This is a genomic window from Rhodococcus sp. MALMAid1271 (genome assembly GCF_049195265.1).
Taxonomy (GTDB): Bacteria; Actinomycetota; Actinomycetes; order Mycobacteriales; family Mycobacteriaceae; genus Rhodococcoides.
Map to the genome: position 1 here is coordinate 114,089 of NZ_JBMIRQ010000120.1, position 11,338 is coordinate 125,426.

Consider the following 11,338-nt stretch of genomic DNA (forward strand, 5'->3'; position numbering starts at 1 on the left):
CCACTCATGCAACGCCCGAATGCTCGACGGGCCTCGCCGACGACCCGGACCGAATCTGGACGATCGGCAGCCTGAGGCCACCCGGCGCATCCACCGGAACGACGGGCGAGTTCGGCGCGATGGGTTCGAGCCGCTGGTACGGCAGCCCCTGAGCCGGACGCAGATCCAGCTCGCCCTTGTTCGGCCACAGCGCGGCGGAACGCTCGGCCTGCGCGCTGATCGTCAACGACGGGTTCACTCCGAGGTTCGCCGATACGGCAGCTCCGTCGACCACACTGAGCGTCGGGTAACCGTGGACGCGGTGGTACGGATCGATGACGCCGTGCTCGGAGTCCGAGGCAATCGCGCAGCCACCGAGAAAGTGGGCGGTGAGCGGGATGTTGAACAACTCTCCCCAGGTTCCGCCTGCCACGCCGTCGATCTTCTTCGCAATGCGTCGGGTGGCGTCGTTGCCCTCGGGTATCCACGTCGGGTTGGGCTCGCCGTGTCCCTGCCTGCTTGAGATCTTGCGGCCGAACAGGCCCTTCTTGGTGAAGGTGGTGATCGAATTGTCGAGGTTCTGCATCACCAGAGCGATGATGGTTCGCTCGCTCCAGTGCCGCACGTTGACCACGCGAACGAACTGGATCGGATGCGCGATCGCCGCGAGAAAGAACTTGACCCACCGCGGAATTCGGCCGCCGCCGTCGGTCATCAGGGTCTGGAGCATACCCATCGCATTCGAGCCCTTGCCGTATCGAACGGGTTCGATGTGCGTGTTGGGGGTGGGGTGAAACGACGACGTGATCGCGACTCCGTGCGTGAGATCCATGTTCGGATCGACCACCAACTTGGCGGCACCGACGATCGACTCGGAGTTGGTGCGGGTCAGCTCGCCGAGAGTGTCCGACAACCGAGGCAACGCGCCGGTGTCCTTCATCTTGTGCAGCAAATTCTGGGTGCCCCAGGTCCCCGCGGCCAGCACGACATTGGCTGCGCTGTAGGTCTTGCGTCCCTTGCGAAGTCGGGCACCGGTGCGCTCGGTGTCCACGTCCCAGGAGCCGTCGAACCGAGGCCGAAGACCGGTCACCGTCGTCATCGGCACGATCTCGGCTCCTGCTCGCTCGGCCAGGCCGAGGTAGTTCTTCAGCAGTGTGTTCTTGGCACCGTGACGGCATCCGGTCATGCATTCACCGCACTCGATGCATCCGGTGCGCTCGGGTCCCGCGCCACCGAAGTACGGATCCGCGACGGTTTTCCCTGGTTCGTCTCCGAAGAACACACCCACCGGCGTCTGGATGAAGGTGTCGGCAACGCCCATGTCCTCGGCAACCGACTTCATCACGTCGTCGGCCGGCGTCATGTGCGGATTGCGAACGACACCGAGCATGCGGCTGGCCTGGTCGTAGAACGGGGAGAGCTCACTGCTCCAGTCGGTGATGTGTGCCCACTGCTTGTCTTCGAAGAACGGCGCCTGAGGCTTGTACAGGGTGTTCGCGTAGTTGAGTGAACCCCCGCCCACCCCCGCTCCGGCGAGGATCAGGCAGTCACGCAACAGGTGTACGCGCTGAATACCGAACAGACCCAGTTTCGGTGCCCACAGGAAACGCTTGAGATCCCAACTGTTCTTCGCGAAGTCCTTGTCCTCGAAGCGCTGTCCGGCTTCGAGGATTCCGACGCGGTACCCCTTCTCGACGAGCCGGAGCGCGGTGACACTTCCACCGAAGCCCGAACCGACGATCAGGACGTCGTAATCCGTTGCGCGAACAGCTGAACCCATGGTGACCTCCGCTACATCCGATGCTGTCGAACAGTATGCACACCGGGGTGTGACTACCGCCACAAGCGATTCTAGCTGTTACGAGAAGTATCACCAACCCAGGGTGGGCTTATCTGGACGACATGCAGCAGAAAGGGCGCGTACCCCCGAGCGAAAGGAGTACGCGCCCTGCTGAAACAGACCAGATCAAGCCCTGACGTTCAGACCCACCTTCTGGAATTCCTTGAGATCGGAGTATCCCGACTTCGCCATCGACCGACGCAGCCCACCGACGAGGTTGATCGAGCCGAACGGCTCGCGCGACGGTCCGTGCAGCACCTGATCGAGGCTGGGACGCTCTCCCGCCGACATCGGCAGCAAGGCACCACGCGGCATCGATGGGTGCGCCGCGGCAGACGGCCAATACCAGCCGCCGCCGGGAGCCTCGGCCGCGACCGCGAGCGGGGCACCGAGAACAGCGGCATCGGCCCCGCACGCGATGGCCTTCGCCAGCGCACCGGACGTGGTGATGTCGCCGTCGGCGATGACATGCACGTAGCGTCCACCCGTTTCGTCCAGGTAGTCCCGACGTGCCGCGGCCGCGTCGGCGATCGCGGTGGCCATCGGCACGCCGATACCGAGCACCTCACCTGTGGTCGTGCCGCCCTCGACCGAGCCGTAACCGACGATGACCCCAGCCGCGCCGGTGCGCATCAGGTGCAGCGCAGTGCGGTGATCGCTGACGCCACCGGCGATGACCGGGACGTCGAGCTCGGCGATGAACGTCTTGAGGTTGAGCGGTTCGTCGACACCGTGTGCAACGTGCTCGGCGGAAATGATGGTGCCCTGGATGACGAGAAGATCGAGGCCCGCGGCGACCAGAGCAGGTGTCAGCGAGCGAGCACTCTGCGGGCTCACCCGCACGGCAACGGTCACCCCGGAATCGCGAATCTGGCCGACTGCAGCAGCCAACAGATCGGGTTGCAGCGGAGCGGCGTGCAGTTTCTGCAGAAAGGCGATCGGCGCGTCCGGGTCGAGATCGGTCTCGGCAATCTCGATCAGCTGCTCCAACTTGGACTGCACATCCGCATGGCGCGCCCACAGTCCTTCACCGTTGATGACGCCGAGCCCACCTTGGCGGCCCAGTTCGATCGCGAACTCGGGGGAGACCAATGCATCGGTCGGATGCGCGAGCACCGGGATGTCGAATCGATAGGCGTCGAGCTGCCAGGCAGTCGACACCTCCTTCGACGACCGGGTACGCCGCGACGGCACGATGTCCACGTCGTCCAGCTGGTAGGTGCGGCGAGCTTCTCTGCCCATGCCGATTTCAACGAGGTCGCGCACGCGCGCACCTTTCTACTTCGAGGGCGAATCGGGGTCGGCCGAATACCGGCCGACTCCACTATCGGGTGGTGTAGTTGGGGGCTTCTGCAGTCATCGTGATGTCGTGCGGATGGCTCTCCTTGAGGCCGGCCGCAGTGATCTGCACGAACTGGGCCTGCTGAAGTTCCTCGATCGAGGTGGCACCGGTGTAACCCATCGCCGCCCGCAGACCGCCGGTGAGCTGATGGATCACCTGATTCAGCGGGCCCCGATACGGCACCCGTCCTTCGATACCTTCGGGCACGAGCTTGTCCTCGGCGAGGACGTCGTCCTGGAAATAGCGGTCCTTGGAGAACGACTTCGCTCCCCCACGCCCCTGCATCGCCCCCAGCGATCCCATGCCGCGGTAGCTCTTGAACTGCTTGCCGCCCACCAGAATCAACTCACCGGGAGATTCGGCGGTGCCTGCCAGCAGCGATCCGAGCATCGCGGTCGACGCACCGGCAGCGAGTGCCTTGGCTATGTCGCCGGAGAACTGCAACCCGCCGTCGGCGATGACCGGGACACCGTGCGGCTTGCACGCGGCCACGGCTTCGAGGATGGCGGTGATCTGCGGGGCACCGACACCGGCAACCACGCGGGTCGTGCAGATCGATCCCGGACCGACGCCCACCTTGACCGCGTCCGCGCCCGCCTCGACGAGAGCGAGCGCACCAGCGCGAGTCGCGACATTGCCACCGACCACCTGCACCCGGTCACCGACCTCGGCCTTGAGCTTGCTGACCATCTCGAGCACCTGCGAATTGTGGCCGTGCGCGGTGTCGACGATGACCACATCGACACCCGCGTCGGTCAGTGCCATCGACCGGGCCCACGCATCCTGTCCGACGCCCACCGCGGCACCGACGAGCAGACGACCGTCTCGATCCTTGGTGGCGTCGGGGTGCTGCTCGGTCTTGACGAAGTCCTTCACCGTGATCAGACCGGTGAGCGCACCCTTGCCGTCCACGATCGGCAGCTTCTCGATCTTGTGGCGACGCAGCAAGCCCAGGGCCGCCTCCGCGGTGACGCCCTCCTGCGCGGTGATCAACGGTGCCTTGGTCATGACATCGGCGACGCGGCGGTTCTGATCGACCTCGAAACGCATGTCGCGGTTGGTGATGATGCCCACGAGCGCGCCCGTCTCGTCGGTGACCGGTAGCCCCGAGATACGGAACCGGGCGCACATGGCGTCGACCTCGGCCAGAGAATCGGTGGGCTTGCAGGTGACCGGATCGGTGACCATCCCGGCTTCGGAGCGCTTGACGGTTTCGACCTGGGACGCCTGATCCTGCAGCGACAGATTGCGGTGCAGCACACCCATTCCGCCTGCCCGGGCCATCGCGATCGCCATCCGCGCCTCGGTCACGGTGTCCATGGCCGAACTGACCAGAGGCACCCGCAACCGGATCTCACGAGTGATCTGACTGGACGTGTCGACCGAGCTGGGTATCAGGTCCGAAGCGGCCGGCAGCAGCAGGACGTCGTCGAACGTGAGGCCGAGCATCGCGACCTTGTTGGGATCGTCGCCGCCAGTGCGGACGTGGGCTCCGGGACTACTCATGCGAATCTGGCCCTCCCTAGAGCCTGGTTGCACCTGGGCGCGGCCTGTGAGCGGAGAAAGCCTCGCAAGCGCACCGCAGTGCGGTGTTTGGAGAACGGATGGAGTTTCGGCACCTGCACTCATCTGTTCAGCGCCGTGAACCATGGTATCGGCTAGTGCGCAACCAGTGCGAACGCCTCCCACTACGGCTCACCTGCGGCACCGAAATCCGGCCCGAATCGACGGCCCGGAGCGAGTGCGTCCGGCATGTCGGTTTCGAACAGCTGGCGCAGACCCACCAATCCTGCGTACCGTGGAGGCGTGCGCGATCAACTGCCTCCCGGTTTACCCCCGGATCCCTTCGCCGGAGACCCAGCCGACCCGTCGGCCGCCCTCGACGCTATCGAGCCAGGCCAGCCCCTCGATCCCCAGGAAAGACTGGCTGTCGAGGAGGACCTGGCGGATCTGGCCGTCTACGAAGCATTGCTGGGACACCGCGGCATTCGCGGCCTGGTCGTGTGCTGCGAGGACTGCCAGCAGGATCACTACCACGACTGGGACATGCTTCGGGCGAACCTGTTGCAGCTGCTGGTCGACGGAACGGTTCGGCCACACGAACCTGCGTACGACCCTGTTCCCGACGCGTACGTGACCTGGGATTACTGCCGCGGCTTCGCGGATGCATCGATGAACGACGCCATGCATGGTGACGGATTCGACAGCTGATCTGCGAAAACACCTCGACGACAGAAGAAGCCCGACACGATGATCGTGTCGGGCTTCTTCTGTCGTATGGAGTGACTGTCGTTCGGAGTGACTGTCGTTCGCAGTGACTGTCGCATCCTGTGACTGCGGTCCGGAAGGCCGCGGTCCGATGCTCGCTCAGCTACCGCCGGCCGGAACCGACGTGCGATCCCGAATTTCAGGCGAGGTGCTGCCGCTGGCAGTTGCCGTCGGCTGATCCGGCTCTTGCAATACCGTCGGTTGCACCGCGGTGGTCGTCGGGTCCGGGCTCGTCGTGGCCGTCGGCGGTTCCGGCGTCGATGTGACCGGACTCGGCGACACGGGCGGAGCACTCGTCTCCGGTGCCACCGTGTCCACCGTGGTGGGAGCCGCGGACACGTCGGGGCTCGAAGCAGAGTCCGGCGCACTCGGAGCCGGAGCCGGGGGCGGCGGCGGGGGCATGGTCAGGGCCTGCAATTGCTGCAGCAGGCGCTCGAGCCACTGATCGAGCTCGGCACGCTGGCCGTCGTCGAGCACGGCAGAGCTGAGGTTCGATGCCCCGTCGAGAACAGTGCGAGCGGCGTCGGCATTTCCCGAGGACAGCAGGGTCTCCGCTTCTTTCAGCTTCGACGTCGTGTCGATCTGCGCGACGGTCGAATCGGCCTGGTCGGAGAAGACGACGGACTTGACGCTCCACAACGGATCGTCGGGTGTGGAATTGTAGGAGATGACAACAAGGCCACCCATCACCACGGCGATCGCGGCGGCGGCACCGGCGATGGGACGCAGCAATCGCATCCGTCCACCCGTTTTCGCCGAGTTCGACCGAGCCATGTCGGCGGCGAGCTTCTCGCGCTCGACCGAGGCGACCACGACCTCGAGGGGCGGACCGGCAGGCATAGCCGGCGTGATCACCTCTGTTCGCCAATTGGCCAGCAGAAGCGCGAGCTGATACTCGTCCGCATCATCGGTGGCGATCGGTCCGTCTCCGCTTATCGCGTCGATGAAGGCATCGTCGCGACGTACGGCGGCGAGGTCCACCGGACCACCGTCCGCACCGATGTCGGCGTAGGGATCGTTCCGCTTCGGTTCAGTGGAGCTCATGTGGTCGCCGATACGCGAGATGCCGCGACGCGGCGTCTCATCGGGGCCACCCTGACCATTGTCCCTAGCCATACATTTCACCTGCTCTCACAACTTCGTTCTTCAGTTTTGCGATAGCTCGGTGCTGAGCCACGCGGATAGCGCCTGCAGTGCTGCCGACCGCTGCTGCTGTCTCCTCGGCCGACAATCCGACGATGAGTCGGAGCACCAGAATCTCGCGGTGCTTGGCGGGCAAGGTGTCCAGCAGTGCAGCCATCTGCCGACTCGACTCGGACTCGAGAGCACGTTGCTCCGGTCCGTGTTCCATCGACACGACATCTGGTACTTCGGCGGCCGGGTCCGATTTGTTACGCGAGGCGCTGCGATGGGCATCGGCGACCTTGTGCGCCGCGATGCCGTACACGAATGCCATGAACGGACGACCTTGGTCCTGGTAACGCGGCAAGGCGGTCATGACTGCCAAACAGACCTCCTGCGCCACGTCGTCGGCCGACAACTGACCGCGCTCAGCCGAACCGACTCGCGCCCGGCAGTACCGGACGACGAGTGGACGGATGAATTCCAAGACCCGGGACAGAGCCAGCCGATCGCCTTGCGCTGCGGCAACGACGAAAGAGTCCAACTCCTCACCCGCTGTGTTCATCGTCGACAAATTTCCCCGCGTTACAGGTACGCACCCGCCAGGGAGCGCTTCCACGTGGTGGTGGAACGAGACCAAGGATAGCGATACCCCCCATGCGCAACCGAACCGCTCGGTCCGTGTCCGATCGCGATCCTGGTCAGTCGACCGAAAGCGCACCTCTGGCACGGATCGATGCAGCCAGGTCGACGGACGAGACCATCCCGGTGTCGGTACCTCCCGTTCCTTCGCACAGCATGGTCGCGGCCCATCTCAACGGCAGCAGACCGTGCATCGCCGCAGTACAGGCCACGTGCACGGCCGAGTCGCGAGCGCGTGCGGTCTCGCCGACACAGCTGAGCGCGGCGGCCAGAACGAGATCCGTCTTGATGCTGTGGCGTAACGAATCTGCATCGTCGGCAAGAGCTCGAGCGGATTCGGCGTGTCGGACGGCCGCGGGGCCGTCACCGCGCACCATCGCCAACTCTGCCGCTACCCACGCTGCTCTCAACGCCGGACGCCACGAGCCACGAGCCACCGGGAACAGCCGCTGCTCTGCACTGCGGTCCAGCAGGGTCTGCGCCAACCGGAATCGGCCGCTGCCGAGTGCATCCGCGGCCAGTCCGGTCAACGCGTCACTGCGAGCCTGACTCGCATCATTCGACCTCGGTGGCCCTACGAGGCCGACAAGGAACACAGCCCTCCCGTCGAAACGGCCCGCCCGCACGTGCCGGCTCTGCTGGCGTAACCACGATGCTCTGGTCGAGGCGTGCAGCGACGCCAGTTCCGGGCTGTGCGGTCGATACCGCTGCAGCTCCATCTCCGCCGCGCTGTATCTACCCTGGCCTGCCAACGCGACACTGCGGTGCCAGCTCTCATGCGCATCGGCCGCCGGAGGAAGCGGGAATCGGCCGGGGTTCGCACCGAATGCCGCATCGAAGAGTGCGGACTGCGACGCGGCGAACAACGAGCTCTGTTCCGAGGACACGACGCAAGGGTAGGACCTTCGAACAGGCTCGTCTTCGGTAGCTGCCGCCCCCGCTCGAATCAGCCATGGCCCTCGCCCGGCGGGCAATCATCGGCGAGCAGACAATCATTGTTTCGGGCCGGTTCTCCTTCGACCACCACTGTCGAATGCATCCGTGACTTTCCGGTGCGAATGCAGTTTTCAAGGAATTAACAATGTCGGCCAAGGGCGATCAGGAAACAGGAATCTGAACGCCGTGTGGCGAATAGGTTAATTGCCATCACGAGAACTCGAATCGCACGCGGGCGCGCGGCGCACCTTCGGATGAGGTCTTCACTCGTACCGACTGGTCTGCGCATGCACGGCCGGCGGCCGCGCGTCGGGTCGAGGATCGAAACGATCGGACTCTTTCCAGCGTCCCGCACCGCGACCGACCTTGACTGAACCACCCTTGACCTGCATGAACACACGCGAACGTGGTGCTTTCCTGTACTGCGAATCGGCAGGCGACGGGCGTTGCAGTGCAGCCGAACGGCACGAGAGGCACCGCCGCTGCCTCCCCATACTCTCCCGCCGTTCCACTTTCTTCAACAGGAAGAGCACGCACGCCGGGGGTTCCAAGTAAATATCGCCAGTGTTAATTCTTCGCCCCACAACTATGCATTTGCCCACGACAGAGAAGTGTTGACTCGTTTTCGTCGATCCACATAACGTTGTCGGCATTCGGATCACGAATCCGAGAAGCCACACCACCCTAGGAGTTCTCATGCCGCAGCCGAACCACCTCCCTGGGCCGAATGCCGACATCTGGGATTGGCAGATGCACGGCTTGTGCCGTGGCGTCGACTCGTCCATGTTCTTCCACCCGGACGGAGAGCGCGGCCGGGCCCGAGCACAGCGCGAGATGCGCGCCAAGGAAATGTGCCGAAGCTGCCCCGTTCTCGCACAGTGCCGCACGCACGCCTTGAACGTCAGCGAGCCGTACGGCATCTGGGGCGGGATGTCGGAGACCGAACGGGAACTGCACGCCCGGCACAATCGTCGCCGCATCGCGGTGTAGCCGGACAGACAAAAGAAAGAAGCCCCCAACCCTGGGCGGGTTGGGGGCTTCTCCCTTGTCACCGAACGGTCAGTGAGCGTGTCCGTGTCCGGCCGCAGGCTCGGGATCCTCTTCCGGCTTCTCCACGATCGCGCTCTCCGTCGTCAGGATCATGCGCGCCACAGATGCCGCGTTGACCACTGCGGAGCGCGTCACCTTCACCGGATCGACGACGCCGTCGGCCAGCAGGTCGCCGTACGTCAGAGTCGCAGCATTGAATCCGTGACCCTTCGACAGCTCGGCAACCTTGTTGACGACAACCGAACCGTCGATGCCCGCGTTGGAGGCGATCCAGAACAGCGGAGCGTTGAGTGCCGTGCGCACGACGCCCACTCCGGTGGCCTCGTCTCCGGTCAGTCCGAGATCGTCGGCCAGAGCCAGCGCTGCCTGGGTCAGAGCCGAACCACCGCCGGGAACGATGCCCTCTTCGATGGCGGCCTTGGCCGCTGCGACAGCATCGTCGACGCGGAACTTGCGTTCCTTGAGCTCGGTCTCGGTGGCGGCACCGACCTTGATGACAGCGATACCGCCCGAGAGCTTCGCCAGTCGCTCTTCGAGCTTCTCGCGATCCCACTCGGAGTCGGTGTTGTCGATCTCGCGGCGGAGTTGCCCCACACGCGCATCGATGTCGTCCTGGGTGCCGGCTCCGTCGACGATGGTCGTCTCGTCCTTGGTGACGACCACGCGGCGGGCGCGTCCGAGCAGCTCGAGGCCTGCTTCCTTCAGACTGAGACCGACATCGGCGGTGATGACCTGACCGGCCGTCACAACCGCAAGGTCATCGAGGAACGCCTTGCGGCGATCTCCGAAGAACGGTGCCTTGACGGCGACGGCCTTGATCGTCTTGCGGATGGAGTTGACGACCAACGTCGAGAGCACCTCGCCTTCGGTGTCCTCGGCGATGATGAGCAACGGCTTACCGCTCTCGGCAACCTTCTCCAACAGCGGAAGGAAGTCGGGAAGCGAGGTGATCTTCTCGCGGTAGAGCAGGATGTACGCGTCCTCGAGGACGGCCTCTTGCGTATCGACGTCGGTGACGAAGTACGGCGAGAGGTAGCCCTTGTCGAACTGCACGCCCTCGGTGACCGAGAGTTCGGTGTGCAGAGTCGAGGACTCCTCGACGGTGACGACGCCGTCTGCACCGACACGGGTGAGGGCCTCGCCGACGAGCTCGCCGATCTCGGGGTCACGGGAGGACACAGTGGCAACCTGGGCGATGGCCTGCTTGCCCTCGACTGGGGTGGCGGCCGCGAGCAGTGCCTCGGCAACCTTGTCGGCGGCCTTGGAGATGCCCGATCCGAGCGCGATCGGGTTTGCACCCGCTGCGATGTTCTTCAGACCCCCGCGCACGAGCGCCTGCGCGAGAACCGTCGCGGTGGTGGTTCCGTCGCCTGCGACGTCGTTGGTCTTGGTGGCGACACTCTTGACCAGCTGCGCTCCGAGGTTCTCGAACGGATCTTCCAGGTCGATCTCACGAGCGATGGATACACCGTCGTTGGTGATCGTGGGACCACCGAAGGCCTTCGACAGGACGACGTGGCGTCCACGCGGTCCGAGCGTGACCTTGACTGCGTCGGCCAGCTTGTCGACGCCGCGTTCGAGTGCTCGGCGAGCTTCCTCGTTGAACTGAATTTGCTTTGCCATGTTTCGGTGTTACTCCTTCGAGTAAAGAAACTCGATCGAACGCACACCGCCCCGGGACCGACACGAGATCGGCTACCGGGGCGGGATGCGTTGTGGCCTACTTGGCGATGACTGCCAGCACGTCGCGTGCCGACAGAATCAGGTACTCCTCGCCGGCGTACTTGATCTCGGTGCCGCCGTACTTGCTGTAGATGACGGTGTCACCTTCTTTGACGTCGACCGGAATGCGGTTGCCCTTTTCGGTGACCCGGCCTTCGCCCACGGCGACGACGGTGCCCTCCTGGGGCTTCTCCTTGGCTGTGTCGGGGATGACCAGACCGGAGGCGGTCGTCGTCTCGGCCTCGTTGGCCTGGACGAGGATCTTGTCCTCGAGCGGCTTGATTTTCACGCTCGCCACGTTGAGCCCTCCAAAGTTATGGGGTACGCGCCCGAGGTCGGATCCCCGGGCAGCTGTGTGTAGGTACTTCTCGTACGGTCCTGACAAACACGGCACGAACTCGTTCCCGTCGTCGCGGGTGCCGGGACTTCGCTCGGTG

The 11,338-nt window shown here is 64.6% G+C and carries 10 protein-coding genes; 2 read left to right on the forward strand and 8 right to left on the reverse strand.

Translation table 11 applies throughout. The annotated features are described in order from the left end of the window. Positions 1 to 4 precede the first annotated feature (4 nt). From ACOQFP_RS23455 to guaB, 3 genes are all read right to left on the reverse strand, one after another. Positions 5 to 1,759 (reverse strand): FAD-dependent oxidoreductase, encoded by a 1,755-nt coding sequence (locus tag ACOQFP_RS23455; protein WP_421585712.1) that lies wholly within the window; start codon positions 1,757 to 1,759, stop codon positions 5 to 7. A 186-nt stretch (positions 1,760 to 1,945) separates the two neighbouring features. After that, a complete protein-coding gene (locus tag ACOQFP_RS23460; RefSeq protein WP_206491801.1) occupies positions 1,946 to 3,085 on the reverse strand; it encodes a GuaB3 family IMP dehydrogenase-related protein in 1,140 nt (379 codons plus the stop codon). A 58-nt stretch (positions 3,086 to 3,143) separates the two neighbouring features. Further along, on the reverse strand, positions 3,144 to 4,667 hold the full coding sequence (gene guaB / locus ACOQFP_RS23465) for an IMP dehydrogenase (protein WP_206491803.1): 1,524 nt from the start codon (positions 4,665 to 4,667) through the stop codon (positions 3,144 to 3,146). A 300-nt stretch (positions 4,668 to 4,967) separates the two neighbouring features. Here guaB and ACOQFP_RS23470 point away from each other — a divergent pair, with 300 nt between their 5' ends. Continuing rightward, entirely contained in the window at positions 4,968 to 5,372 is a 405-nt protein-coding gene (locus tag ACOQFP_RS23470; protein ID WP_206491805.1) for a DUF5319 domain-containing protein, read from the forward strand. Between the two features lie 156 nt (positions 5,373 to 5,528). On the opposite strand, the gene ACOQFP_RS23475 is transcribed toward ACOQFP_RS23470, so the two are convergent. From ACOQFP_RS23475 to ACOQFP_RS23485, 3 genes are all read right to left on the reverse strand, one after another. After that, positions 5,529 to 6,545 carry an anti-sigma-D factor RsdA gene (locus tag ACOQFP_RS23475; RefSeq protein ID WP_421585713.1) on the reverse strand — a complete coding sequence of 339 codons (1,017 nt, stop codon included), beginning with the start codon at positions 6,543 to 6,545 and terminating at the stop codon, positions 5,529 to 5,531. Next, the gene (locus tag ACOQFP_RS23480) at positions 6,538 to 7,116 is read right to left on the reverse strand and encodes a sigma-70 family RNA polymerase sigma factor (protein ID WP_206491807.1); all 579 of its coding nucleotides are present in this window, start codon (positions 7,114 to 7,116) and stop codon (positions 6,538 to 6,540) included. The genes ACOQFP_RS23475 and ACOQFP_RS23480 overlap by 8 nt, the downstream gene beginning before the upstream one ends. A 136-nt stretch (positions 7,117 to 7,252) precedes the next feature. Continuing rightward, positions 7,253 to 8,080 (reverse strand): hypothetical protein, encoded by an 828-nt coding sequence (locus tag ACOQFP_RS23485; RefSeq protein ID WP_421585714.1) that lies wholly within the window; start codon positions 8,078 to 8,080, stop codon positions 7,253 to 7,255. A gap of 745 nt (positions 8,081 to 8,825) precedes the next feature. Here ACOQFP_RS23485 and ACOQFP_RS23490 point away from each other — a divergent pair. Continuing rightward, positions 8,826 to 9,119 (forward strand): WhiB family transcriptional regulator, encoded by a 294-nt coding sequence (locus ACOQFP_RS23490; protein ID WP_027496361.1) that lies wholly within the window; start codon positions 8,826 to 8,828, stop codon positions 9,117 to 9,119. A 69-nt stretch (positions 9,120 to 9,188) separates the two neighbouring features. Here ACOQFP_RS23490 and groL read toward each other — a convergent pair whose 3' ends face one another. Beyond that, positions 9,189 to 10,802 carry a chaperonin GroEL gene (gene groL, locus ACOQFP_RS23495; protein WP_206491810.1) on the reverse strand — a complete coding sequence of 538 codons (1,614 nt, stop codon included), beginning with the start codon at positions 10,800 to 10,802 and terminating at the stop codon, positions 9,189 to 9,191. Positions 10,803 to 10,899: 97 nt separating this feature from the next. Then, on the reverse strand, positions 10,900 to 11,199 hold the full coding sequence (groES, locus tag ACOQFP_RS23500) for a co-chaperone GroES (protein ID WP_008718149.1): 300 nt from the start codon (positions 11,197 to 11,199) through the stop codon (positions 10,900 to 10,902). Between the last annotated feature and the right edge of the window lie 139 nt (positions 11,200 to 11,338).